Here is a 24,478-nt window from a genome sequence, read left to right as displayed (position 1 = left end):
TCGTTAGGATTCTGCCGCCGGCAACAGGCTTTTCAGCGACATGCTACGGGCTTCTGACACCCTTCGCCGAAAACCGACCCAAAAAAAAGCAGGCACAACAACAAAATCAGTTCCCGGCTGAATTTCCGGGTATAGGCAGTCAATGAGCAGCGAAAAAATCAATCGGCGCCAGCAGATACTGCAGGCCCTGGCCCATATGCTGGAAGCCAGCCCCGGCGCCCGCATCACCACCGCGGCACTCGCCAAAGAGGTGGGTTTTTCCGAAGCGGCCCTCTACCGCCACTTCCCCAGTAAATCCAAGATGTTTGAAGGGCTGATCGAGTTCATCGAAGAAACGATCTTCAGCCGTATCAAGTTGATCATGCAGGACGAACCCAGTGCGCTGGCGCGCTGCCAGAAAATCCTGCACCTGCTGCTGGCCTTCTGCGAGCGCAACCCGGGTATCACCCGATTGCTGACCGGCGACGCCCTTACCGGTGAAACCGAGCGCCTGCACGGGCGCATCCTGCAGTTGTTTGACCGCCTGGAAACCCAGCTCAAGCAGATTCTGCGCGAGGCGGAGCTGCGCGAGCAGCTGCGCCCCGCAATACCGCTCACCGCGGCGGCGAACCTGCTGCTCTCCAGTGCTGAAGGCCGGATCGTTCAATATGTGCGCAGCGGTTTCAAACGCCGCCCAACCGAGCACTGGGCGGAGCAGTGGCCGGTACTGGTCGCGGGCTTTTTCCGGGAAAGTGCGCTGGCTGCGCAAGCCTGAAGGTAATAGCGGGAAAGGTCACCAGATAGCCGGCTTACTTGCCGGCTATCTCCTGGTATCGACTGGCAGCCCGATCAAAATCACTGTTTATCGTTAGCGCCTCTTTCTCGCGCAGCGACAGGCGCTCCCGTACCACGCTGACCTCGGCACGCAGGTTTTCAATGCGTGACAGCAACTCGGGAGACACCGCCTCGCCGTTGCGCTGGGCGCGGGCAGCAACCGACTCTTCGCTTTCGATTTGGCGCTCAAGGCTCACCAGGTTGGAGCGCAGGATCGCCATATCCTGTTGTACGATCGCGAGTTTGCGCTTGCGTGCAGACTCGATGTCGGCAACGCTGTTGTACCGCTTGAGCAGCTGCAGGTCGGCAGCCTCACGGGCTTCGCGGCGCTGTTTTTCCGCCAGCTGCTTACCTGTCAGCTCCGGCTCGACCACTTCCAGCACGCGCCCGGACGGTGTGAGCACTTCGTACCCGCCCGCCACATAGCGGGGAGGCACCAGATCATCCAGCACTTGAACGCCGTGTTCGTTGGTATAGCGGTACAGCACCTTGCCGTCCCAGCCCTGTTCTGCAGCACTGACATCCACTGTCAGGAGGGCGCCGGCCAATGCCAGCGCAAGCGCAGTTTTCACGACAACCTCATTATTTTTTATTCTGCTTTTCATTCCACTTCCGACCTTTAGCGACAATCCCTTCGCGCCGCGATTAGGCAGGCTGACTTATGCGTTTCCCGGGTTACCCCTGGGAACTGACGCCATAGCGCTGCCGGTAGTCGATGATCCTTGCCAGCAGCTCTTCGCTACCGGCTTCCGCCTTAAGATAGGTAATAATATCGTCAAGTTCCACAATACCGATCACGGGAATGCTGTATTCCTGCTCAACCAGCTGGATAGCGGACATGTCTGTGTCGTCATTGGCCTTTTCCTGACGGTTAAGACCAATCACAACGCCGGCAGGCTCTGCACCCTGCTGGGCGATGATCTGCATCACTTCACGCACCGCGGTGCCGGCAGTAATCACATCATCGATGATCAAAACCTTGCCTTTGAGCGGCGCACCCACTAAGGTTCCGCCCTCGCCGTGGTCCTTGGCCTCTTTCCGGTTATAACAGAAGGGTTTATCTACCCCTTTCTGCGCTAATGCCACTGCGGTTACCGCACCCAGCGGGATGCCTTTATAGGCCGGCCCGAAAATGACATCAAACTCCACTCCAGAGGCAATGATCGCCTCGGCATAGGCGTTGCCCAGAGCGGCCAGCGCCGCACCGCTGTGGAACCGGCCGGCATTGAAGAAATAGGGACTCTGGCGGCCTGATTTCAGTGTAAAGTCCCCGAAGCAGAGCACATCGTGCTCCAGGGCCAGTTGGATAAAGTCGCGCTGGTACTGCTGCATGGCAATTTGATAACTATTGGCTAAGGTGAAGGAAGATCCCCACGGAATGGGGAGCGGCTATTGAAAATGTTCAGACGAATAACGACTGCAATTTTACACAGTCCGCTGGTAAGGGGCTAATAATGCGAATAGTGAGTTTGTCCGTAGATGGCGTGCACCAGGCTGCACAGCGCGGACTGTATGATTGGCTGGCAGAGCAGGACGCAGACATCATTTGCCTGCAGGATCTGCGCTCACTGGAACCGGAACTCGATCATCCGATTTTCCACCCGGATGGCTATTACAGCTATTTCTTCGATTCCGGCACGCCCCACGAAAACGGCGTCGCCATCTACACCCGTGCGCAGCCGAAGGCGCTGATCTATGGCATGGGCTTTGCCAACGGGGTCGATATGTACGGCCGCTACCTGCAGGCGGACTTCGAGCGCCTGAGTGTTGGCTCCCTGCTGGCACCGGTAGCGACTGACGAGGCCTCCCTGGAAGTCAAAGTGCAGTTCTTCGATGATATGCAGGCCCACTTGGCCAAAATCAGCCGCAAACGCCGCGATTTTATCTTCTGTGGCAACTGGGGTATGGCCCACCGCCGAGCGGATGTCCAGAATTGGCAGGATCATCAGGATACACCCGGATTCATGCGCCACGAACAGCGCTGGCTCGACCAGCTGTTCAATGAGATCGGCTATGTGGACGCCTTCCGCCGCGTAGTGAAGGACGCCGACGAGTTTACCTGGTGGCCCAGCGGTGAAGTAGGCAAGGGCGATGGCTGGCGTACCGACATGCAGATTGTTTCCCAGACCCTGAAGAACAAAATTGAGTACGGCGCGATCAATAAAAACGTGGCGTTCTCCAGCCACCTGCCGGTAATCATGGATTACGACCTGGAAGTCTGAAACGCTCCCAGCCATTAGCCGGCCAGTAGCAAAGGGCAAAGGGCGCATCCGCTGCGCCCTTTTTCATGGGTAAAATAAGCCCGTTTTGTGGCCGGCTGCCTCTAGCGAAAGCGCGACGCGCTGAGTTTTACATCCGCATTGCGCCACGCCTTTTTGAAGCGGGCGGCTATCAGTTCCTGCTCATCGAACTTGCGCTGCTTGCGCAGTGCCTCGGACAACCCGAACAGCGCCCAGCCATTGTTTGGATACCGGTTCAGGTTCTGCCAGTAAACGGTCTCGGCTTCCCCGGCGCGCCCCGCTTCCAGCAACACCGCCCCCAGGGCGAGACGCGGGGGGTAGTGCCACTCGGTGGGCTCGGTGTAGACCAGCCCGTCCTCCAGGCGAACCGCCCGATCGAGATGCGCAATAGCGGCGTCGAATTCCCCTTTGGCCGCAGCAATTTCTCCCGCCAGCACCTGCGGTGCAATCGACAGGATCGCAGCCGCGCTGTTGGGGGAAAACATGGTGTACTCCAGCTGATTGTCGGCGGCAATCTTCCGCACCTGATCAAGTTCCACCTCCGCCGCATCCAGGTTGCCCTTGCTGACCTGCGCCAGCCCGCGCACATAGTGCCAGGCTCCTTGCAGGAACAGATCCGCCGGGGGTTCTGGCAGCGCCAGGATCTCATCCCACTTGCCGAATCGCGCCAGTGCCCAGTAGGGAACCACCCGGAAACCCGCCAGCAGGGGCATTTCCGCCAGCGCCTGGTCTGAAATCTGCTCCGCGGCTTTGTTAGCGGCATCGATTGCCGCCTGGCTGCGTCCCTGTGCGGTGGTCGCAAACCAGAGGAAGTGAATGTTGTGGGGGTAGTAGGCCATCGGGTAAATACCCTGGGCCCGGCACTGGCTGATGTAGTCTTCATCCGCAGCAATGGCACGCACGTTGGCGTCGGCGGAGTCCTCGTAGCGCCCGACCCGCTGGTAGATATGGGCCGGCATATGCACGATATGCCCGGCACCCGGCATCAAACCGCTCAGGGCATCGGCGGCTTTTTCCGCACGCTGAGGCTGGTTGGTCGGCTCAATCAAATGGATGTAAAGGTGCAGCGCCCCCGGGTGTTTGGGATTGCGCGCCATCACCGACTCAAGCAGCGCAACGATATCTTCGGTGCCCGCATAAGGCGTGCCGTCGCGCATCCAGTAATTCCACGGGCGGAGATCCATCATCGACTCCGCATACAGGGTCGCGATGTCCAGATCACTGGGAAAACGCTTGGCCACCGCCGCCATCGCATCCGCATAGTCACTATCCGCCTGGGAACGATCCGCGGGATCCCCCGAATAGCGTTTCGATAATGCGCCGATCAGTGCGCGCTCGCGTTCATTCAACCCATCCTGCAGGGACAGCGCTTTCCGCACCAGTTCATGGGCCTTGGCCTCGTTTTCCGGATCCATGGGCACATTGATATTCGGCCCCAGCACCAGTGCCTGCCCCCAGTAGGCCATGGCGCATTTCGGATCCAGTCGTGCCGCCTCCCGGAAAGACCGACCGGCTTCTGCATGGTTGAAGCCAAAGGCGAGATTGACACCCTGGTTGATAAATTGCTGTCCTCGCTCGGAGGCGCAACTGACGGGAAAAGTGTGGCTACCGAGATTCTGCAATCGCGGCGCCACTGCTCCGGAAGGCGCGGGCTTATCTGCGACCGGCTCGCGGTAGTGCTTATGGTGGGGTTTGGACTCCTGGCGGGCGTCATTGGCGCTCGGCCCCGCGGTGACCAACAACGTCACTATCGCCACGATGGCCACATGGGAGGTTACAACCAGGCTATTCGTCATTCTTCTTTCTCTTCCCTGTCCTGGGTATGGGAAAGAAGCCTAATGGCAAATCAGACGGATCGAGGCGAAAACAGGTGGCAGGACATGCCTAAATTTTACCGCAGTGGAGGGATGCGACGCCCGCTACCGCCGACACCCCAAGCCAGGATGCCGGCGAAATCACAGGTTATTCAGCCAGAGCCTTTTTCTGCAGGCTGATCAGCTCTTTAATGCCCGCCTTGCCCAGAGCCAGCATTTCAGCAAACTGGTGCTCGGTAAAAGGCGCACCTTCGGCAGTACCCTGAACCTCGATCATGCCGCCGTCTTCCGCCATGACCAGATTCATGTCGGTATCCGCATTGCTGTCTTCCGGGTAATCCAGATCCAGTACGGCCGCCCCGTCATAAATACCAACAGAAATGGCGGCCACCATATTTTTCAGCGGGTCAGTGGCGATCATTTTTTCGCGCTGCATAAAGCGCAGTGCATCAACCAGAGCCACGCAGGCACCGGTGATCGACGCGGTGCGGGTTCCTCCGTCCGCCTGGATCACGTCGCAGTCAATCGTGATCTGGTGCTCGCCCAGTAGTTTCAGATCGACTGCCGCGCGCAGGGAGCGGCCGATCAGGCGCTGGATTTCCACCGTGCGGCCACCCTGCTTACCGCGCGCCGCCTCGCGGCCCATGCGCGAACCGGTAGAGCGGGGCAGCATGCCGTATTCCGCAGTAATCCAGCCGCTACCCTTACCGCGCAGGAAACGCGGTATGTCCGCCTCAACGGACGCGTTACACAATACCTTGGTGTCGCCAAACTCGACTAACACGGAGCCTTCCGCGTGGCGTGTGTAATGGCGAGTGATGCGCACATCGCGCAATTGCTCTGGTTTGCGGCCACTCGGTCGCTGCATAAGGCACCTCAGTTTTGCGTCAAATCATTTAAGGCCCGGCATTATAGCCATCATTTACCCCGATCACCCTGTGCTATGCTGTGCCGCTCTTTTTCTAGCAAGCAGCTTTTCTGGAGCACGGCAGTATGGCCAACAACAAAGTGCGCAGTATGACCTCCTTCGGCCGCGCCGAAGTGAACTTTTCCACCGGTACCGCCGTGTGGGAAATGCGCTCCGTCAACCATCGCTACCTGGAACCCCACTTCCGCTTGCCGGAAGCCGCGCGCGCACTGGAACCAAAGTTGCGCGAGCTCCTGCGCAAAACCCTCAACCGCGGCAAAGTGGAAATGAACCTGAACCTGAAAGCAAGCAGTGGCGAAGTAACCGGCCTGCAGGTGAATCAGGCGCTGGTGGAGGAGCTGGTCAAGGCTGCCAGGCAAGTAGCGCCTGAGAGCCAGCCCCTGAACCCACTCGAAGTCCTCAAGTGGCCGGGCGTGATCGCCGAACCGGAAACCGATGCGGATGAGCAGGCCAGCGCCATCCTCACCGGGTTCCAGCAAGCGTTAACGCAAATGGTAGATAACCGTGAGCGCGAAGGTGCGGAACTGGCCGGTTTTATCGAGGCGCGCCTTGTTGGCATCGATGAGCAGGTAGCCCAGGTGCGCAAACTGTTGCCACAGATTCTGCAAAACCAGCGGGAAAAACTGCGCAGCCGCCTCGAGGAATTGCTGGAAGAAATAGACAAGGATCGCATCGAGCAGGAAATTGCACTGCTCGCGCAAAAAGCGGATGTCGACGAAGAGCTCGACCGCCTGGAAGCCCACATCAACGAAACTCGACGCGTCCTCAAAAACGGCGGGCCAATCGGCCGCCGCCTGGACTTCCTGATGCAGGAATTCAATCGCGAGGCGAACACCCTGTCGTCAAAGGCCGTGGTAACGGATACCACCCAGGCTGCTGTGGAGCTGAAAGTACTGATCGAGCAGATGCGCGAACAGGTGCAAAACATCGAGTAACTTAAAGATGTATCCCAACGCGCCAAGCAAACGCGCGCTACTAATCGCCAAGCAGTGGCCCGAACCCAACTCGACCGCGGCCGGGCGCCGCACGCTGGATATACTGGATCTGCTCGCCGAAGCGGGTTATGCCATCGAGATTGCAAGCCCGGCCCAGCCCACGCCGTTCCAGGCCAAGACCGGATACGGCGAACACCAGATTGAAGTCAATGACACAAGTTTCGACGACTGGGTGCGCGTATTGAATCCCGCGCTGGTGATCTACGACCGCTTCATGATGGAAGAGCAGTTTGGCTGGCGGGTACGCGAACAGTGTCCGCATGCCGTCACGCTACTCGACACCAGCGATTTTCACAGCCTGCGCGAGGCGCGCCACCAAGCTCTCAAAAGCGGCCAACCGGTAAACCTGTTCAACGCCACTGCCGAGCGCGAAGTCGCGGCCATGGCGCGCTGCGATCTCACTGTGATGATTTCGCAGATTGAAGTGGAATTGCTGAAGCAACATTTCTGCCTGCCCGACTGGCAACTGCACTACCTGCCGTTTCTGGTGCGGGAGCTGCCCGATCCGGCCACACTACCGGGATTCGAAGAGCGCGAACACCTGGTAATGATTGGCGGCTTCAAACACGCCCCCAACCGCGATGCCACAGTCTGGTTTGCGCAGGAAGTCTGGCCGCAACTCCGATCCCTGCTGCCCGGTGTGGAGTGCCATGTTTACGGCGCCTATTCGGATCACGCCATGCATCGGCTGAGTGACCCGCGCACGGGCCTGCGGATCCACGGGCGCACCGAGGACGCACTGGCCACGCTGGCGCGCTACCGCCTGAATCTGGCACCGCTGCGCTTCGGCGCCGGGCAGAAAGGCAAGATACTGGAAGGCTGGCTCAGCGGCACACCGACGGTCACCACACCCGTCGGTGCCGAGTCCATGGCGCCGGCGGATGCCTGGGGCTATACGCTAAGCGATGCACCCGATGAATTTGCGGCAACAACCGCGCGCCTCTACCAGGACAAAACTGCCTGGCTTGCCGCAAGGGACGCGGGTAACCGCGCGCTGCAAGATGGATTTGCATACAGCGATCACGCCGGAGGATTTATCCAGCGACTGAAAGAAATCACCGCGAACCTGGAAGCGTATCGCAACCGCAATATCTGGGGACGCATTCTCCGGCGCACCGAACACCGCGCCGAAGAATTTATGAGCCGCTGGATCGAAACCAAAAACAAGCTCGCGGATACATAGATTTCACCCTATCGCTTAGGCGCAACAAATTCTCGTGCACTGCGTGCTGGCCGCCTTGTGCAGAGATCAACACAAGCCAGCTAAAACCCAGAGCTTCCCCCCTCTTAAAACCTTTCCGAGCGAAGCTGTGTACCGCGATTGCGCCGGAGGACATACGCACAGCACAAACACACCACGTCATCTTCACCAACCGACCCGACCACGCGCTGCGCTGCCGGCGCCATTTGCCTCTTTTCTGCACAACTGGATATACGCCACCCGGTGAGACGCAAGTCACGCTTCATTATCAATGGGTTACGTTCGTACCAAGTAGATCCTAATTTTGGCGCGAAAACCAAAGAGTTGTCCGCATTTTCACATGAGGCGCGCTTTGTACCTCTCGTTACAAGAAGACCTCGGAAGAAAAAGCGCAAAGAGACTGTGCCCGACTTGCCGCAGGTGCGCTGCTCAGGAGCTCCGCAGTGGCAATCCGACGGTCGCTCACACAAGCGCACCGTCGAAAAAAATAATGAAGGAGAAAATCACAACAATGAAAGTATCAAAGACATTAAAGAGACGCCCCGGCAGCCTGCTGGGCGCCGCGGCACTGATGTTAAGTGCCTCTATTTCAGTTCAGGCGGTAGAACCCGAACTTTCCGCAATGGCCGTTGCGCCGGCCGAGGTGGTCACCGATCGCATCATCATCAAGTACAAGAATGATATTGCCGGTGCCAACGCCGCCGTCATGTCGCAAGGTGCCCTGCAGCGTGCGGCGCACAGCGCCGGCCACGGCTTCAAGCACATGCGTCGCCTGGCCACCGGGGCACAGCTGTTGCGCTTGGAAAAGCGCGCCAGCAAGGCGGAGCTCGATGCCATCATCAGCCGCCTGCAACAGGATCCGGAAGTGGAATATGTCGAGCCGGATCGCCTGATGCAGCCCATGGCTACCCCCAACGACCCCAACTACAGCCAGCAGTGGCATTACTTTGAGTCCACTGGAGGCCTCAACCTGCCGGCGGCCTGGGATGTGACCCAGGGTGAAGGGGTGGTGGTTGGTGTGATCGACACCGGCTATCGCCCACACACGGATCTGGCCGCCAACATCCTGCCCGGTTATGACATGATCTCCGACACCACCGTGGCCCAGGACGGCAACGGCCGCGACAGTGACGCCAGCGACCCTGGCGACTGGTCGCCGGCGGGCGCCTGTGGCTCTGGCCAACCGGCGCGCAACAGCAGCTGGCACGGTACCCACGTGGCCGGCACCATCGCCGCGGTGACCAATAACGGTACCGGCGTTGCCGGGGTCGCCTACAAAGCCAAAATCGTGCCTATCCGCGTGCTCGGCCGCTGCGGCGGTTACACCTCCGATATCGCCGACGGCATCATCTGGGGCGCCGGCGGTAACGTCAGCGGCGTACCCGCCAACGCCAACCCCGCGCAGGTATTGAACCTGAGTCTCGGTGGCGGCGGCAGCTGTGACACCACCACCCAGAATGCGATCAATACCGCCCGCAGCCTCGGCACCACCGTCGTGGTCGCCGCCGGCAACTCCAACGCCAACGCGGCCAACTACAGCCCCGCCAGTTGTAACGGCGTGATTTCCGTCGCGTCCACCAACCGCGCCGGCAGCCGTGCCTACTACTCCAACTACGGCAGCGTGGTGGATGTCGCCGCACCGGGCGGCGAGACCTCAACCTCATCCAACGGCGTTCTGTCGACCCTGAACAGCGGTACTCAGGGGCCGGGCAGCGACAACTATGTGTTCTACCAAGGCACCAGTATGGCGGCACCCCATGTGGCCGGCGCGGCCGCGCTGCTGTATGCGGTGGACGGCACCATCACCCCGGATGAAGTGGAATCCACGCTGAAGAACACCGCGCGCAGCTTCCCCGGCTCCTGCAGCCAGTGCGGCAGCGGTATCGTCGATGCCTCGGCGGCAGTGAACGCAGTAAACGGCGGCGGCAACCCGGATCCGGATCCCGGCAATGGCGAGCTGGCCAATGGCGTAGTGGAAACCAACCTGTCCGCGAGCACCGGCGGCGAACTGCAGTACACCCTGCAAGTGCCAGCTGGTGCCACCAACCTGAGCTTCCAGATGAGCGGTGGCAGCGGTGATGCAGACCTTTACGTCCGCTACGGCTCTGCGCCCACTACCAGCAGCTATGACTGCCGTCCCTACCTGAATGGCAACAGTGAGACCTGCAACATCGCCAATGTCCAGGCGGGCACTTACTACGTGATGGTGCGCGCCTACAGCAGTTTCTCCGGCGTGAGCCTGACCGGCAGCTTTGATGAGGGCGGCAGTGGCGGCGGTGGCGCCACCGGCTGGACCGAGAGTAACCTGTCTGGCAGCAGCGGTGCCTGGCAGCATTTCACCCTGAACGTGAATAGCGGCATGGCGGCTCTGGAAGTGCTGATGAGCGGCGGCAGCGGCGATGGTGACCTGTATGTGCGCTACGGTGCACAGCCCACCACCAGCAGCTACAACTGCCGCCCCTACCGCTGGGGCAACAATGAGAGCTGCAGTATCAGCAACCCGCAGGCGGGTACCTGGTATATCAGCATCCGCGGTTATAGCGCCTATTCCGGGGTAACCCTGCAGGCCGAAGCCGCACCCTGAACCGCTCACCCCTCCGGCGCCTGAGCAGCGCCGACACCTTGTTGATTGGCCGGCGTCACGCCGGCCTTTTTTTGTGGCCGTTGCGCTCCGGATCAGGTGCCCGTATCCAGGGCAGTTCCACAGTGCGCTTCACCTGTTTCCCGGCGCGCAAAGAAAATTCACACGGAAAGTCTCACGGATTTTGAAATCCGCGTTCACAGGACATTGCCGGCGATAGCCGCTGTGGCAACATTAGCCCGCTGGATTCAGCCAATAACGATAACGATACACGCAACATTCCGAGGTAGCCGTGGGCCTTGTCACTCTCGCCATACCCTTTTTCCTGCTCGCTGTCCTGATTGAGCTGGCCCTGGATCGCTGGAAGGGCTGGGGCCTGTACCGCCTTAACGATGCGATCGGCAGCCTCAGCGCCGGCATCCTGAGCCGCATTCTGGGACTGGTGCGCGTGGGCATATTGATGCTCATCTACATCCCCCTGTACCAGTGGCTGGAACCCACTTACCAGCAGCTCGGTATCGCCTGGTCACTGGACAACCCCTGGCACCTGGTGTTGGCCGTGGTCGCCTACGACTTCTGTTACTACTGGAAGCACCGTATTGCCCATGAGATCAATATTTTCTGGGCCGAGCATCTGGTGCACCACCAGAGCGAGGACTACAACCTCACCACCGCACTGAGGCAGTCCAGTGACCTGGTGCCGCTCGGGTGGGTCTTTTACCTTCCGCTGATGCTGGTCGGCATGCCGCCGGAAGTATTGATCACCGCCGGCGCCATCGACCTGATCTACCAGTTCTGGGTGCACACGCAGAAGTTTCCCAAAGTGCGCTGGATGGAATGGTTCCTGGTCACCCCGTCCAACCACCGGGTGCACCACGCCCAGAACAAGGTCTATGTGGACCGCAATTACGGCGGGGTGCTGATCATCTGGGATCGACTGTTCGGCACCTATCAGGAAGAGCTCGATGAGGAGCCGTGTATCTATGGGGTGCGCAAACCCCTGAACACCTTCGACCCGCTGGCCGCCAACCTGCAGCACTTCCGGCGCATGTGGCTCGACGCGGTGCACACCAGAAGCTGGAAAGAAAAGCTCACCCTGTGGTTCCGCGCCACCGGCTACCGCCCCGCCGACGCGGAAGCGGCGATGCCGGTACCCAGCGGTGACCTGGACAACTTCAGGCGCTTCGATCCGCAGATCGGCCGCGGCCTGCGTTTCTATGCACTGGCACAACATGTCTGCTACTCCGCCGCCACGCTGGCACTGCTCTGGTACGGCAAGACCCTGGGCTACGGTACTACCGCGCTGTTGGTACTGATGCTCACTTTGGGACTGGTGGTAAACGGGCGCATCCTCGATGGCGAGCGCCGCACCCGCTACTGGGAACTGGTACGCCTGGCACTGCTTCTGGTGGCCGTGCCTGTCCTACCCCAGATCACCTGGCCAGCATTTGTCGGTTACATTGGCGCCAGTGCCGGTATCTGGTGGCTGTTGGTTTTTCACCGCAAAGACGATAGAGTCTCGCCCGTTAGTCATTAACATCAGGGATCCGCGGTAGCCCTGCGCCTTTCCCCAAAGGGCGTATTGGTTGTGATTCCGCAGGGAACCCCGGCCGGCCACGGCGGTAATACCTTCTGGTGCTGCCGCCACAAAGCCCAACACTTTGCCCCCAGCACCGGCCGTGTGGTTGCCTGTTACTCACTTCGATTTTGGCCCCCGGCCATCCGCTTTCGTTATAATCCCCGGCTAACCGCCAAAGTTTTACCCGCAACAGGATCCGCCGTGTCTACAGGTACCCTTTATACGGTGTCCGCGCCCTCCGGCGCAGGCAAAACCAGTCTCGTGAAAGCACTGGTAGAAAGTGACAGCCAAGTCACCGTATCCGTCTCCCACACGACCCGCCCGATGCGCCCCGGCGAGACAGACGGCATCAACTATCATTTTGTCGATCGCGACGAGTTCGTGGCGATGCTGGGGGAGGGCGCCTTTCTGGAGCACGCCCAGGTCTTCGAGAACTTCTACGGCACCTCCAGAGCCTGGGTCGAGGAGACCCTTGCCAGCGGGCGCGATGTCATTCTGGAAATCGACTGGCAGGGCGCTGCGCAAGTGCGCAAGCTGAAACCGGAAACCGTGGGCATCTTCATCCTGCCTCCGTCCCAGCAGGCCCTGCTGGAACGCCTGACCGGACGCGGGCAGGACGAACAGAGCGTGATCGACAAACGCATGGCCGAGGCGATCAGCGAAATGACGCACTACGCAGAAGCCGATTTTGTGATTATCAACGACGATTTCACCACCGCGCTTGGCGAACTGCGCGCAGTAATGGTTGCCGAGCGCCAGCGTCTGGATCGCCAGCAATCGCGCCACGGCGCGCTGCTGCAGTCGCTCCTTCGCCAACAGGGCGATTGAGGCGGTTGATCGATTTGCGTACACTGCGCTGTCCGGTAGAATAACTACCCCCTATCCGACTGCCGGCGACCTCCGTGCGCCCGCCCGGATCAAAGAATTCGCACACCTTGCCCGATATGCGGGCATATATTGGAACAGTAGATTTATGGCACGTATCACCGTTGAAGATTGCCTCGACCACGTCGACAACCGCTTTGAACTGGTTATTGTCGGCAGCAAACGCGCTCGCCAGATCGCTACCGGCGGCCGCGACCCCCATGTCCCGGAAGAAAACGACAAGCCCACCGTAATCGCCCTGCGCGAAATCGAAGAGGGTTTCGTTGACGCCAGCATCCTCGACGAGCCGGAAGACGAGCCAACCCCGCGCGCTGCGCCGGCGCCGGTATTCCTGTCCGAACAGGACATGTAATCCGAACCCTATACGTTTGATGCTGATCAGTTAGAGGCGAGCGCGGCTTTGCACACAATCGACAGTCTGGCCCATCGCCTCTCGTCTTATCTCCCGCCCGACCAGATCCAGTTCGTCCGCCGCGCCTATTTCTACGCGGAGCAGGCCCACGAAGGCCAGACCCGGCGTTCTGGTGAGCCGTATATCACCCACCCCCTGGCGGTAGCCACCATCCTCGCCGGTATGCACATGGACGCCCAGAGCCTGGCTGCGGCCATGCTGCACGATGTGATTGAGGACACCGGTGTCCCCAAGGCGGCGCTGGCGGAGCAGTTTGGGGAGGAAGTGGCGGACCTGGTGGACGGGGTCTCCAAGCTGACCCAGTTCGAGACCGACAGCCCGGCGGAAAAGCAGGCGGAAAACTTCCAGAAAATGGCCCTGGCCATGGCGCGGGATATCCGCGTGATCCTGGTGAAACTCGCCGACCGCCTGCACAACATGCGCACCCTCGGCTCGCTGAAACCCGAAAAGCGCGCGCGCATCGCCCGCGAGACCCTCGAGATCTACGCGCCGATTGCCAATCGCCTGGGCATGAACGATGTGCGGATCGAATTCGAAGACCGCGCGTTCTTCGCGATCCACCCCCTGCGTGCCAGCCGCCTGCGCGCGGCCTTGGTAGCCGCCCGCGGCAACCGCAAGGAACTGCTGGAAAAGATCCAGAACGCGATTGAACTGCGCCTGGAGCGGGAACAGATCGACGCGCTGGTAATCGGCCGCGAGAAACACCTGTTCAGCATTTACCAGAAGATGCGCTCGAAGAAGAAGTCGTTCAAGGAAATCATGGACGTCTACGCCTTCCGTATCATCGTCGACAGCGTGGATACCTGTTATCGCACCTTTGGAGTTATCCACAACCTGTACAAGCCGGTCATCAGCGAGTTCAAGGATTACATCGCTATCCCCAAATCCAACGGCTACCAGTCACTGCATACGGTTCTGCTGGGGATGCACGGGGTACCGATTGAAGTGCAGATCCGCACCAAGGAAATGGACGAGATGGCCAATAGCGGGATTGCTGCCCACTGGCTGTACAAATCCTCCGGTGACGAAGTGCTCAACACCGGCGGTACCAGCCAGGTGCGCGCGCGCCGCTGGGTACAGGGCCTGCTGGAAATGCAGCAGCGCGCCGGTGACTCTCTCGAATTCATCGAAAACGTAAAAATCGATCTGTTCCCGGACGAAGTTTACGTATTTACCCCCAAAGGCAAGATCATCGACCTGCCAGCGGGTGCCACTGCGGTGGACTTTGCCTATTCGGTGCATACCGATATCGGCAACTCCTGCGTGGCCGTGCGCATCAACCAGCGCCTTGCGCCGCTATCACAGCCGCTGGAAAGCGGCCAAAAGGTCGAAATCCTGACCAGCAAAAACGTGCAGCCAAACCCCAACTGGCTGAACTTCGTGGTTACCGCGAAAGCCCGCAGTGCCATCCGCCACTTCCTCAAGCACCAGCGCCACCACGATTCCATCGCGCTCGGCCAGCGCCTGCTGGAAAAAGCACTGGCGAAATTCAAGCTCAAAATTGCGGACCTGAACGACGAGGACAAACGCCGGGGCGTCAGGGAAGCCAGGTGCGAAAGCTTCGACAACCTGCTGGAAGAAATCGGCCTCGGAAACCGGGCTGCATATTCAGCGGCAAAGCTGCTGGTGCCCGCCGGTACCGAAGAGGGCGAGGCGAGCCATATTTCCTCGCCGCTGACCATCGATGCCCAGGAGGGGATGATGATCAGTTTTGCCCGCTGCTGCCGTCCGATCCCTGGCGATACCATCATCGGGCATATCAGCTCGGGCAAGGGGGTCGTGGTGCACCGGGATACCTGTCGCAATACCAGTGACCTGCGTGAGCACCCGGAAAACATCATGGCGGTGAACTGGTCGCCGGATGTAAAGGGTGAATTCCTCGGCGACGTGCGCGTGGAAGTGGAGTCCGAGCGCGGCATCATCGCCCGCCTGGCCACCCGGATCACTGAAGAGGGCGCGAGTATCGAGCAGATCCACGTGGACGAGAAGGATGCACAGCACAGCGTTATATCACTGACCCTGGAGGTGACCAACCGGGTGCACCTGGCGCAGGTGATGAAGCGCTTGCGGAACCTGCCGGCAGTGATTCGGATTGCGCGCCCCTAATCTCCTACCCACAACTACTGAGCAAAAATCACACAGCAGCACCCGGTAAACGCACTGATACTGGGGACTGTTCGCGGTGGCAGCGCCGCCCCCAAGCCTTCTACCTAACTCATCGCGGTGCGGCGTCTTTTTCGAGACCCGCCCCTGCCTGCATCCACCCGCCAGACAACCTCATCGGCCATCGTTCGCCGGATGGATGCCGGGAGGGGCCTCCGCGGGTTCTGGCATATCGTTAATCTCATGTGATTAAGGATGCATTTCCGCAAGCATGCGAAGAATCGAAAGGAAGTTTTCGGGAATATGGTGAGATGGGGATGGAGCGGGCCTATCACTCATCACGCGGCGCCAAATCTCCCAATCGCCATAAAAGCGCGCTATATTCTCCCGCTTCTTTTTTCAGTAAGCAGGACCGAAAGGCCCGGGAGAGAAGTAATCATGCCCAATCGCGCCGTGATAAAAACTGATAAGGCACCGGCCGCAATCGGCAGCTACTCGCAAGCCGTCAAAGTCGACAACACCGTATATCTGTCGGGCCAGATCCCACTGGTGCCCGAAACCATGGAAATGGTCTCCGACGATTTCGCGGAGCAGGCCCGCCAGGTATTCAAGAACCTGAGTGCCGTCTGCGAAGCGGCAAATGGCTCGCTGGATGCCATCGTCAAACTGAATTTGTACCTCACCGACCTCAGCAATTTCGCTACCGTCAATGAAGTGATGGAAGAACTGTTCACCAAGCCATTCCCCGCACGCGCTGCGGTCGGCGTCAGCGAGCTGCCCAAAGGCGCACTGTTTGAAGCCGAAGCCATTATGGTGATCTAGGCGGAAGCCTGTTCAGGACTGCGCTGCGAATGCAGCGCAGTTTCGCGAGATCAATCGTTTTCCAGCAGTGTGCTGTAGCCGGCACGGTAATCCGGATACAACATCTCGTAGCCGGTCTCCAGCATGCGCTTGTTGCTCAACTTCTTGGAGCGACGCTCACTGGTGACCACCTCTTCGCGCAAGTGCGCACTGGTATAACCCATCGATTTGGCCAGCCAGCTCTGCAGCTCATACATGGGCACCGGGGTACAGTCTGCGCCGATATACAGCTTTTCTAGCGGCATACCGACTTTCTGCCCGTCAATCAGGTGCGCAAGGAAGCCGACGGCATCGTCTACATGAATACGGTTACTGAATTGCGGCGGCGAGGGCGGCGCGCAGCGACCTGCCCGCACCTGTGACAGCAGCCGGTCACGGCCCGGCCCGTAGATACCGGCAAACCGCACAACACAGGCCTCTGTATTGACCTGCTGCACGATTTTTTCCGCCGCCAGCAGGGACTCGCCCTGAAAGCTGCTCGGGAGTGGCTGCGAACGCTCGTCGAGCCAGTGATCGCCGCTCTGGCCATACACCCTGGTGGAAGAAATCCACAGGAACAGGCGCGGCGGCTTTTCCAGCTCGGCAATGGCATTGCGCATGGCCATCGCTGTTTCGACATACGCACGGTGGTAAGCCTGGGGAGTGCTCGCGCCCGGGGTGAACGTAGCAATGACAATATCCGCACCACCGGAAAGGTGCCGCTGAATATCGGCCGGTTTGGTGGCATCACCACGCCGCCAATTCACCACATCAGCCCGACGCTTGCGCGCCAGTGCCTGCAGCGGATTGCGCCGCACACCGAATACGGTATACGCCTTGCGATCCAACTTTAAAGCCAGTCGTGTGCCGAGATCGCCGCAACCGAAGATCCAGACTTTTTCCTTTGCCATAGCCGCTTGTATAAACCTCCAGACTCCGTTGCCGGATCCTGTCAATGCTTTGCGCCATACCCTGGCGCTTCTGCGGAGCTCATTATCTTATCGGTACTATCCCCAGACGGGGCACCGTATTTATAGCCGGTATCGATTTTTTATTCTGTGAACAGAGCCCGGAAGCGCTCAACCCCGGGCCCGCTTGCAGCAGATTCAGTGGCTAACTGCGCGATTTCACCATGCGATAGATGACGAGCAGGACGATAGCCCCGATCACCGCCGTGATGATATCTCCCAGCGCAAAGCCGGTCACAGGGCCGCCGATGCCCACCAGAGACCCGAGCCAGCCGCCGATAAAGGCGCCGACGATCCCGATGACCATGGTGACAATCCAACCGCCCGGGTCCGGCCCCGGCATGATCCACTTGGCCAGCGCACCGGCGATAAGGCCAAGAATTATCCACGATAAAATTCCCATAGCGATACTCCGCTTAACGTGTATTTCAACACCTGCACATACACGTATAGCAAAAACTCCGCCACCTCACCGAACTTTAGCCGGCAGTTAATAGCAAAACTTACTATGTTGAAATGATTTTAATAGCATTTTTTTCTAGTTTGAGAACTTTAACCGGGTGATTAGCAGATTTGCTGGCCGCCCGCTGGTATTTATGAATAAACTCTATCGCCAAGTTTTATCTGATTGCCTTAACCATGACACTCAACGAATTGCGCTACATCGTCACCCTGGCCCAGGAACAGCACTTTGGGCGCGCGGCCGAGCGCTGCTTCGTCAGCCAGCCGACGCTCTCTATCGCGGTCAAGAAACTGGAAAAAGAGCTGGGTGTCGCCCTGTTCGAACGCTCCAAGACCCGCGTTCAGGCGACGCCGCTTGGGGAGCGCATCGTGGCTCAGTCACAACTGGTGCTCGAGCAGGCTGCCGCGATCAAGGATATTGCCAGTGCCGGTAAGGATCAGCTCAGCAGCCCGCTGTCCGTAGGCGCCATCTTCACCATCGGGCCCTACCTGTTCCCGCACTTCATTCCGCAGTTACAACAGCTGGCTCCGCAGATGCCGCTGTATGTGGAAGAGGGTTACACCTCGACCCTGCGCGCCCGGTTGCGCAAAGGCGAGCTGGATGCCGTGATCATTGCCCTGCCGTTCACCGAGCCAGACGTCGTCACACAGCCACTTTACGACGAGCCCTTCGTGGTACTCATGCCCTCGGATCATCCGCTGGCCAAATATGAAGCGCTCCTGCCCGAGCAGCTGTGCGAAGACAATGTTCTGTTACTGGGCGAAGGGCACTGCTTCCGTGACCAGGTACTCGAAGCCTGCCCCCAGCTGCAACAGTCCATCGAGAAGGAGGCCGGCAGCGGCCACATCCGCACGGCCGCCGACGGCAGCTCTCTGGAGACCCTGCGGCACATGGTGGCGTCGCGCCTGGGCATCACGGTACTGCCGCTGTCAGCCGCAGCGGCATCGCAATATGCCACTGGTGTGCTGGTCACCCGCCCATTCGCCGCTCCGGCACCACAGCGCACAGTCGCCCTGGCGTGGCGCGCGAGCTTCCCTCGCCACCGCGCGATCGACATGCTGCGCGACGCAATCAACCAGTGCCAACTCAAGAGTCCGTAAGCCAGGCCAACGTGAACCGCGAAGTAAAAACACTGGCGGACATCCCTGTCACCGAGCTCAAGGGGGTCGGCGCCAAGCTGGCAGAAACCCTGGCCAGGCTGCATATCAGCACACTGCAGGATCTCCTGTTCCACCTGCCTGCTCGCTACCAGGATCGCACCCGGGTCATCCCGCTCGCAGGGTTGCGCCCGGGTATGGATGCGGTGATTGAGGGCGAAGTGCGCGCGGCCGATGTGGTTTTCGGCCGCCGGCGCAGTCTCGCCGTGCGCCTGCAGGACACCACCGGCAGCGTCACCCTGCGCTTTTTCCACTTTACTGCCGCGCAAAAAAACCGCCTCACGCCGGGCACACGGGTGCGCTGTTATGGCGAAGCCCGCCGGGGCAGCGCCGGTATTGAGCTGTATCACCCGGAAACCGAAGTCCTCGGTGAGGAACTGTCGCCAACCGCCGACACCCTTACGCCGGTCTACCCACTGACAGAAGGGTTGGGGCAGGGCAGGCTCAGGGCGCTGATCGGGCAGGGCCTGGACTGGCTCGCGGACGGAAACGTCACCGAGCTGCTTCCGCAGCAGTTGCTGCCGGGCAAACTGCAGCTGCCCCTGGCCGGGGCACTGATGTACCTCCACCAACCGCCGGCCAGTGCCGACTTGTCCCTGCTCGCAGAGGGACAACACCCGGCGCAACAGCGCCTGGCACTGGAAGAATTGCTGGCCCACCACCTGAGCCTGCTGGAACTGCGCCGCAGTGCGTCAGCCATAGCCGCGCCGCCACTCAGTCCGAACCCGGCCCTGGAACGGGACTTCAATGCCCGCCTGCCATTTACTCCGACCGGCGCCCAGCAACGGGTTGGCCAGGAAATCGCCGAAGACCTGCGCCAGACAAAACCCATGATGCGCCTGCTGCAGGGTGACGTCGGCGCCGGCAAAACCCTGGTGGCCGCCAAGGCCGCTCTGCAGGCCATCGGCGCGGGGTACCAGGCGGTGGTCATGGCACCGACGGAAATTCTCGCCGAGCAGCATCGCATCAATTTCTGCGGCTGGCTCGAGCCCCTCGGCATCACCGTCGCCTGGCTCACCGGCAGCATGAAAGCCAGCGAGCGCCGCCAGCAGCTCGCCGCCATCGAGAGCGGTGAGGCACAACTGGTTGTCGGCACCCACGCCCTGTTCCAGGAAGGGGTAAGCTTCCACCGGCTGGCGCTGGTCATCATCGATGAGCAGCACCGCTTCGGCGTGCGCCAGCGGCTGCAGCTGCGGGAAAAAGGCAGCAGCGAAGGCACGCGGCGTACCCAGCCGCACCAGCTGATCATGACCGCCACACCGATACCGCGCACACTGGCAATGTCGGCTTTTGCGGATCTGGACTGTTCGGTAATCGACGAGCTGCCCCCCGGTCGCCAACCAATCAACACGGTCGCCATTTCCAATGAGCGCCGCGACGACGTTGTCGCACGCGTGTACGGCGCCATTCAGGAGGGTCGCCAGGCCTACTGGGTCTGTACCCTGATCGAGGAATCGGAAACCCTGCAGGCGCAGGCCGCGGAGTCCACCGCGGAAGAGCTGGCCGATGTACTCAACGGCGCCCGCGTGGCGCTGGTTCACGGGCGCATGAAACCCGACGCCAAGGATCAGGTGATGAAAGCCTTCAAGGCGGGCGAGGTCGACCTGCTGGTGGCCACAACCGTCATCGAAGTGGGCGTCGATGTGCCCAACGCGAGCCTGATGATTATCGAGAACCCTGAGCGGCTTGGCCTCGCCCAGTTGCACCAGCTGCGGGGGCGGGTAGGGCGTGGCAGCATCGCCAGCCACTGTGTGCTGCTTTACAGCACACCCCTGTCTGCGAATGGCCGCGCGCGCCTGCAGGCCCTGCGCAGCCATTCCGATGGCTTCGCCATCGCCGAAGAGGATCTGCGCCTGCGCGGCCCCGGGGAAATTCTCGGCACCCGCCAGACCGGCGAAATCCAGCATCGCATTGCCGACCTGCAGAGGGATGCACACCTGCTGCCCCTGGTGCAGAAAATTGCTGCCACCGATACACTGGATGAGAACCAGCGCAGAGCGATCATTCGCCGCTGGCTACACAATAAACCCCGCTTTGCCGAAGCCTGACGCCATCCCCCCTAACCACATCCGTCGAACCCGCATTAATACGACCAATTAGTCATATCTGGTCACCAATATTTTTGCAATGGCTCGCCACCGGTGGCAGCCTGACAGAACAATAATCAGGGTGGATGCTCTCCCAGCCGAACACCACCCAAAAAGCATTGCCCTTCCAGGGTAACTATCAATAGCGATCACTAATTTTCAGGAAGGTTTCCGTGAACACCTGTCATGTGCGCGGCATTTTTCTCGCAGGCCTGTTATTTTCCTCGGCCTTCACTTACCAACCAGCCCAGGCTCAGGGCTTATTCGGCAGCCGTGGTGAAGAGGCGCAAACGCCACATATAACCCTCGCCCGCGCGGAAATTGCCCTCGAGATCCCGACACCGCTTCAGGGCAATGATTTCGACACCCTGCTGGCACAGGCCACTGCCGGAAGCGGCGCCACAGCGGCCAAGGAAGCCGCAACGCGGCGCCACACCGACCAGTTGCGCCAGACACTCGAAGCCCAGTTGCGCGCCTTTTTCACAGACGAAGAGGTGCCACTGGTAGCCGACAATACCGCACTGACCCTCTACAACTTTGTCGATGTAGTTGTGGTGAAGCAGCTCAGCGGCCTCAAAAACACCAGTGAATACGAACTGGAGCGGGGCAACCTGAGCATCAGTGGAGATTTCCATTTCCGGGTGCATTCACCCAGCGGACAGGTTTTGAAAGAGAAGCACCTGGATCTCGCCGATCTGAACCTGAAGGAAAAATACGAGATAAAAACGCCCCTGGATGGCAGCGGCAGTGAAGACAATACCGATGAGAAGCTGGAGAAAGTACTCTCCCAACTCGTCGACAGAGTTTTGACCCGGATCGATGACGACCTGGAAGCCGACAGTCTCCGCGAACTGGCCGGTAGGCGCGATTGACCCTCGACTCGCGAATTGGGCCCCGGCGCAAGATGCCGGGTTCCCCTTTCACTAAAAGCCCTCGCCAGCCCCAGGTTAACCCCACCAGCGCCAACCCCTACCCTAATTTGCTTAAAAAAAACGCAAAGCGGCGCACAAAAACATCCGTTGACGCATAAGTCATCGAAAAATTTTGCTCTTCATCACAATAAATGGCAGCCTGTATGGGTTAATAAACCCATTTAGAGCGAAAACCATTTCGCCAGCTACCAATTCCCATACAGCAAAAAAATATTGGGGAGTGACGAGTGAATACATTCAAGATCCGCAACCTGGCTCTCGCCGGACTGCTCAGTGCTGCCAGCGTGTCCAGCATGGCTCAAAGTGGCTTGTGGGGAGGCGATGACGCCAACCTGAGCATGACGATTGCGCCTGCCGAGCTGAAAATTGATGTGCCGATGCCGGTGTCGAGCGGCAACTTGCAGGTGATGTTGGCCCAGGCCACCAATGACGGCGGCCTGGCCGACCTCAAGCAAGAGGCGGTGCGCAAATATTCCCAGCATATACACAGCGAACTGGGGCGGGAGCTCAGTGACCTGCTCGAGGGCGAAGACGTACTTCTGGTACAGGACAGCGGCGCCCTCAAGCTGCAAAACAGCCTGGACGTCAAGGTAATCAAGCATCTGGGCGGCATGGCACCCCGCGGCAATTACGACCTGGAAAAAGGCACCATCCAGGTAACCGGTGAGTTTCGCTACACCCTCAGCAACAAGGCCGGATCCTCGTTGCGCGAGCAGCGTATCAACCTGGAAGACTTAAAAGTTAAATCCAAGTATCTGGTGCGCACGCCGCACGACGGCTCGGCGGCGGATGACAACACGGAAGAGGCTATCAGGGAGGCCCTGTCCGAGATGGTCGAAGAACTGGTTGAACAGATGGAAGAGAGCCTCGACGCCGACAACCTTAAGGCACTGGCCGCACTCTGACCCGGCTTTAGTGCCGTCTCAACGCCGTTGCCGGTGGCGAGACAGCACTGTAACCGAGGCGCCTGCCATCCAATAAAAAAGCGAGCCAATGGCTCGCTTTTTTATTGGGTGTTCGTCAACTCTGTCAGCTGGAAACCGAAGAGCTTCGCTCACCGTCATTCATCACGCTGTGATACTTGTCATCGTTGAAGATTTCCAGATCCATCGCGCCCTCACTCTTGGCAACAATGGCACTGACGACTGAATCACCGGTGATGTTCACAGCGGTGCGCACCATGTCCAGCAGGCGATCCACTCCCATCACGATGGCAATACCCTCCAGCGGCAGGCCGACCTGCTGCAGCACCATCGCCAACATGATCAGCCCGACACCCGGCACGCCAGCGGTACCGACGGAGGCCAGCGTCGCCGTGAGGATCACGGTCAGGTAACCCATCAGGCCGATCTCGATGCCGTATAGCTGGGAGATAAAAACTGTCGCCACGCCCTGCATGATCGCGGTGCCATCCATATTGATGGTCGCACCCAGCGGTATGGTGAAAGAAGCCACCTTGTTGTCCACGCCCAGGCGCTTCTCCACCGTCGACAGGGTCACAGGGATGGTGGCTGCAGAGGAGGCCGTACTGAATGCGAACACCATCGCCGGGCGCATCTTCTTGAGCAACTGGATCGGATTCAGCCCAGACAGTACCTTGAGCAGCAGAGGGTACACACCCAGCGCGTGTATCAACAGCGCGCCCAGAACCACCAGGAAGTATTTGAGCAGCTGCAGGATGGCGTCCAGCCCCAGCTGCGCAATCTTGTTGGCCAGCAGCGCAAACACCCCATAGGGCGCAAACACCATCAGTACGCTGACCATGCGCATGATCACTTCATTCAGGTCATTGAAAAATCCCGCAATGCGCTGGCCCGGTTTACCACTGCGGGAAATCGCGTAACCCATTAACAGGGCAAACACGATGATCTGCAGCATATTGCCCTTGGCCATGGCATCCACCGGATTGGTGGGGAAGATATTGATCAGTACCTCAGACAGCGGCGGCGACGGCTTCGGGTCAAAGCTGGCGTCGCCAGCCATCGCTTCCATGCCAGCTCCAGGCTGGATAATCAGTGCCAGTAACAACGCCAGCGAGATCGCCGCAGCGGTGGTAAGCAGGTACAGCAAAAGCGTCTTGCCCGCGAGAACCCCAACGCGACTGCCCTCGGACAGGGCACAGGCACCGCACACCAGCGAAACCAGTACCAGAGGCACCACCATCAGTTTCAGCGAGGCAATGAAAATCCGGCCGACAATGTCGAACAACCCAGTGGTCAGGTAATTGTTGATAAACCCGGTGACACCGGCACCCAGCAGCTGGCTGGTATTGAGGAAGTTGAACAGCAGGCCGACCGCGATACCCGCGACCATTGCCAGCACGATTTTTTTGGTAAGCCCCATGGTTCGTCCTGTTGATTATCCAGCTAACGCTGAATGTTTATTGTCGATTCAATACGCGTGAACGCGATACAAGAGCACTTCGGTGGCAAGGGCAAGGCCTCACACCCACGCGCGAGCGCCTCAGGCAGACCGCCACT

The 24,478-nt window shown here is 59.7% G+C and carries 21 protein-coding genes; 14 read left to right on the top strand and 7 right to left on the bottom strand.

Annotation, left to right across the window (positions count from 1 at the left end; translation table 11 throughout):
• The first annotated feature begins 142 nt into the window (after positions 1 to 142).
• Positions 143 to 754, top strand: coding sequence for a nucleoid occlusion factor SlmA (gene slmA / locus ACNKU7_RS11295; protein WP_418297087.1), 612 nt, complete (start codon positions 143 to 145; stop codon positions 752 to 754).
• A gap of 34 nt (positions 755 to 788) precedes the next feature.
• Here the strand turns inward: slmA and ACNKU7_RS11290 are convergent, their stop codons facing one another.
• Together ACNKU7_RS11290 and pyrE are read right to left on the bottom strand one after the other, a co-directional pair.
• Positions 789 to 1,418: a hypothetical protein gene (locus tag ACNKU7_RS11290; RefSeq protein WP_418297086.1), complete on the bottom strand. Its 630-nt coding sequence runs from the start codon at positions 1,416 to 1,418 to the stop codon at positions 789 to 791.
• 70 nt (positions 1,419 to 1,488) lie between these two features.
• Positions 1,489 to 2,145 carry an orotate phosphoribosyltransferase gene (gene pyrE / locus ACNKU7_RS11285; protein ID WP_418297085.1) on the bottom strand — a complete coding sequence of 219 codons (657 nt, stop codon included), beginning with the start codon at positions 2,143 to 2,145 and terminating at the stop codon, positions 1,489 to 1,491.
• A gap of 122 nt (positions 2,146 to 2,267) precedes the next feature.
• Here pyrE and ACNKU7_RS11280 point away from each other — a divergent pair, with 122 nt between their 5' ends.
• Positions 2,268 to 3,035, top strand: a complete 768-nt coding sequence (locus ACNKU7_RS11280; RefSeq protein WP_418297084.1) for an exodeoxyribonuclease III — start codon at positions 2,268 to 2,270, stop codon at positions 3,033 to 3,035.
• A gap of 101 nt (positions 3,036 to 3,136) precedes the next feature.
• Here the strand turns inward: ACNKU7_RS11280 and ACNKU7_RS11275 are convergent, their stop codons facing one another.
• Together ACNKU7_RS11275 and rph are read right to left on the bottom strand one after the other, a co-directional pair.
• On the bottom strand, positions 3,137 to 4,849 hold the full coding sequence (locus ACNKU7_RS11275; protein ID WP_418297083.1) for a hypothetical protein: 1,713 nt from the start codon (positions 4,847 to 4,849) through the stop codon (positions 3,137 to 3,139).
• Positions 4,850 to 5,015: 166 nt separating this feature from the next.
• On the bottom strand, positions 5,016 to 5,735 hold the full coding sequence (gene rph / locus ACNKU7_RS11270; RefSeq protein WP_418297082.1) for a ribonuclease PH: 720 nt from the start codon (positions 5,733 to 5,735) through the stop codon (positions 5,016 to 5,018).
• Between the two features lie 125 nt (positions 5,736 to 5,860).
• Here rph and ACNKU7_RS11265 point away from each other — a divergent pair, with 125 nt between their 5' ends.
• The 8 genes from ACNKU7_RS11265 (at position 5,861) to ACNKU7_RS11230 (ending at position 16,373) form a co-directional block, all read left to right on the top strand.
• On the top strand, positions 5,861 to 6,730 hold the full coding sequence (locus tag ACNKU7_RS11265) for a YicC/YloC family endoribonuclease (protein WP_418297081.1): 870 nt from the start codon (positions 5,861 to 5,863) through the stop codon (positions 6,728 to 6,730).
• 7 nt (positions 6,731 to 6,737) lie between these two features.
• Complete coding sequence (locus ACNKU7_RS11260; protein ID WP_418297080.1) at positions 6,738 to 7,973, top strand: glycosyltransferase; 1,236 nt, start codon at positions 6,738 to 6,740, stop codon at positions 7,971 to 7,973.
• Between the two features lie 529 nt (positions 7,974 to 8,502).
• The gene (locus ACNKU7_RS11255) at positions 8,503 to 10,575 is read left to right on the top strand and encodes a S8 family peptidase (protein ID WP_418297079.1); all 2,073 of its coding nucleotides are present in this window, start codon (positions 8,503 to 8,505) and stop codon (positions 10,573 to 10,575) included.
• Positions 10,576 to 10,864: 289 nt separating this feature from the next.
• Positions 10,865 to 12,109, top strand: a complete 1,245-nt coding sequence (locus tag ACNKU7_RS11250; RefSeq protein ID WP_418297078.1) for a sterol desaturase family protein — start codon at positions 10,865 to 10,867, stop codon at positions 12,107 to 12,109.
• Positions 12,110 to 12,352: 243 nt separating this feature from the next.
• Positions 12,353 to 12,979, top strand: coding sequence for a guanylate kinase (gene gmk / locus ACNKU7_RS11245; protein ID WP_418297077.1), 627 nt, complete (start codon positions 12,353 to 12,355; stop codon positions 12,977 to 12,979).
• Between the two features lie 145 nt (positions 12,980 to 13,124).
• A complete protein-coding gene (gene rpoZ, locus ACNKU7_RS11240) occupies positions 13,125 to 13,388 on the top strand; it encodes a DNA-directed RNA polymerase subunit omega (RefSeq protein WP_226664147.1) in 264 nt (87 codons plus the stop codon).
• A 48-nt stretch (positions 13,389 to 13,436) separates the two neighbouring features.
• Positions 13,437 to 15,554, top strand: a complete 2,118-nt coding sequence (locus ACNKU7_RS11235) for a RelA/SpoT family protein (RefSeq protein ID WP_418297076.1) — start codon at positions 13,437 to 13,439, stop codon at positions 15,552 to 15,554.
• 435 nt (positions 15,555 to 15,989) lie between these two features.
• On the top strand, positions 15,990 to 16,373 hold the full coding sequence (locus tag ACNKU7_RS11230; protein WP_418297075.1) for a RidA family protein: 384 nt from the start codon (positions 15,990 to 15,992) through the stop codon (positions 16,371 to 16,373).
• A 50-nt stretch (positions 16,374 to 16,423) separates the two neighbouring features.
• On the opposite strand, the gene ACNKU7_RS11225 is transcribed toward ACNKU7_RS11230, so the two are convergent.
• Positions 16,424 to 17,302 (bottom strand): NAD-dependent epimerase/dehydratase family protein, encoded by an 879-nt coding sequence (locus ACNKU7_RS11225; RefSeq protein WP_418297074.1) that lies wholly within the window; start codon positions 17,300 to 17,302, stop codon positions 16,424 to 16,426.
• Positions 17,303 to 17,504: 202 nt separating this feature from the next.
• Positions 17,505 to 17,762: a GlsB/YeaQ/YmgE family stress response membrane protein gene (locus ACNKU7_RS11220; RefSeq protein WP_418297073.1), complete on the bottom strand. Its 258-nt coding sequence runs from the start codon at positions 17,760 to 17,762 to the stop codon at positions 17,505 to 17,507.
• A 236-nt stretch (positions 17,763 to 17,998) separates the two neighbouring features.
• Between ACNKU7_RS11220 and ACNKU7_RS11215 the strand changes: the two genes are divergently transcribed.
• From ACNKU7_RS11215 to ACNKU7_RS11200, 4 genes are all read left to right on the top strand, one after another.
• A complete protein-coding gene (locus ACNKU7_RS11215; protein WP_418297072.1) occupies positions 17,999 to 18,922 on the top strand; it encodes a hydrogen peroxide-inducible genes activator in 924 nt (307 codons plus the stop codon).
• Complete coding sequence (recG, locus tag ACNKU7_RS11210) at positions 18,901 to 21,027, top strand: ATP-dependent DNA helicase RecG (protein ID WP_418297071.1); 2,127 nt, start codon at positions 18,901 to 18,903, stop codon at positions 21,025 to 21,027. Before ACNKU7_RS11215 ends, recG begins: the two co-directional genes overlap by 22 nt.
• Before the next feature lie 212 nt (positions 21,028 to 21,239).
• A complete protein-coding gene (locus ACNKU7_RS11205; protein ID WP_418297070.1) occupies positions 21,240 to 21,938 on the top strand; it encodes a hypothetical protein in 699 nt (232 codons plus the stop codon).
• A gap of 287 nt (positions 21,939 to 22,225) precedes the next feature.
• Positions 22,226 to 22,903, top strand: a complete 678-nt coding sequence (locus tag ACNKU7_RS11200) for a hypothetical protein (protein WP_418297069.1) — start codon at positions 22,226 to 22,228, stop codon at positions 22,901 to 22,903.
• A gap of 124 nt (positions 22,904 to 23,027) precedes the next feature.
• Here the strand turns inward: ACNKU7_RS11200 and ACNKU7_RS11195 are convergent, their stop codons facing one another.
• Positions 23,028 to 24,341 (bottom strand): dicarboxylate/amino acid:cation symporter, encoded by a 1,314-nt coding sequence (locus ACNKU7_RS11195; RefSeq protein WP_418297068.1) that lies wholly within the window; start codon positions 24,339 to 24,341, stop codon positions 23,028 to 23,030.
• Positions 24,342 to 24,478 lie beyond the last annotated feature (137 nt).

The sequence above is a fragment of the Microbulbifer weihaiensis genome (genome assembly GCF_048323715.1).
Classification (GTDB): Bacteria; Pseudomonadota; Gammaproteobacteria; order Pseudomonadales; family Cellvibrionaceae; genus Microbulbifer.
The sequence above is the reverse complement of the archived record's forward strand: the minus strand, read 5'-3'. Positions and strand labels throughout refer to the sequence as shown.

Excerpts from the sequence above, each read along its gene's own strand:
- ACNKU7_RS11255 (WP_418297079.1), top strand. The coding sequence starts at position 8,503 with ATGAAAGTATCAAAGACATTAAAGAGACGCCCCGGCAGCCTGCTGGGC.
- rph (WP_418297082.1), bottom strand. The coding sequence starts at position 5,735 with ATGCAGCGACCGAGTGGCCGCAAACCAGAGCAATTGCGCGATGTGCGC.
- ACNKU7_RS11225 (WP_418297074.1), bottom strand. The coding sequence starts at position 17,302 with ATGGCAAAGGAAAAAGTCTGGATCTTCGGTTGCGGCGATCTCGGCACA.
- pyrE (WP_418297085.1), bottom strand. The coding sequence starts at position 2,145 with ATGCAGCAGTACCAGCGCGACTTTATCCAACTGGCCCTGGAGCACGAT.
- ACNKU7_RS11265 (WP_418297081.1), top strand. The coding sequence starts at position 5,861 with ATGGCCAACAACAAAGTGCGCAGTATGACCTCCTTCGGCCGCGCCGAA.
- ACNKU7_RS11280 (WP_418297084.1), top strand. The coding sequence starts at position 2,268 with ATGCGAATAGTGAGTTTGTCCGTAGATGGCGTGCACCAGGCTGCACAG.
- ACNKU7_RS11260 (WP_418297080.1), top strand. The coding sequence starts at position 6,738 with ATGTATCCCAACGCGCCAAGCAAACGCGCGCTACTAATCGCCAAGCAG.
- ACNKU7_RS11275 (WP_418297083.1), bottom strand. The coding sequence starts at position 4,849 with ATGACGAATAGCCTGGTTGTAACCTCCCATGTGGCCATCGTGGCGATA.
- ACNKU7_RS11230 (WP_418297075.1), top strand. The coding sequence starts at position 15,990 with ATGCCCAATCGCGCCGTGATAAAAACTGATAAGGCACCGGCCGCAATC.
- rpoZ (WP_226664147.1), top strand. The coding sequence starts at position 13,125 with ATGGCACGTATCACCGTTGAAGATTGCCTCGACCACGTCGACAACCGC.
- ACNKU7_RS11220 (WP_418297073.1), bottom strand. The coding sequence starts at position 17,762 with ATGGGAATTTTATCGTGGATAATTCTTGGCCTTATCGCCGGTGCGCTG.
- ACNKU7_RS11290 (WP_418297086.1), bottom strand. The coding sequence starts at position 1,418 with ATGAAAAGCAGAATAAAAAATAATGAGGTTGTCGTGAAAACTGCGCTT.
- ACNKU7_RS11215 (WP_418297072.1), top strand. The coding sequence starts at position 17,999 with ATGACACTCAACGAATTGCGCTACATCGTCACCCTGGCCCAGGAACAG.
- ACNKU7_RS11195 (WP_418297068.1), bottom strand. The coding sequence starts at position 24,341 with ATGGGGCTTACCAAAAAAATCGTGCTGGCAATGGTCGCGGGTATCGCG.
- slmA (WP_418297087.1), top strand. The coding sequence starts at position 143 with ATGAGCAGCGAAAAAATCAATCGGCGCCAGCAGATACTGCAGGCCCTG.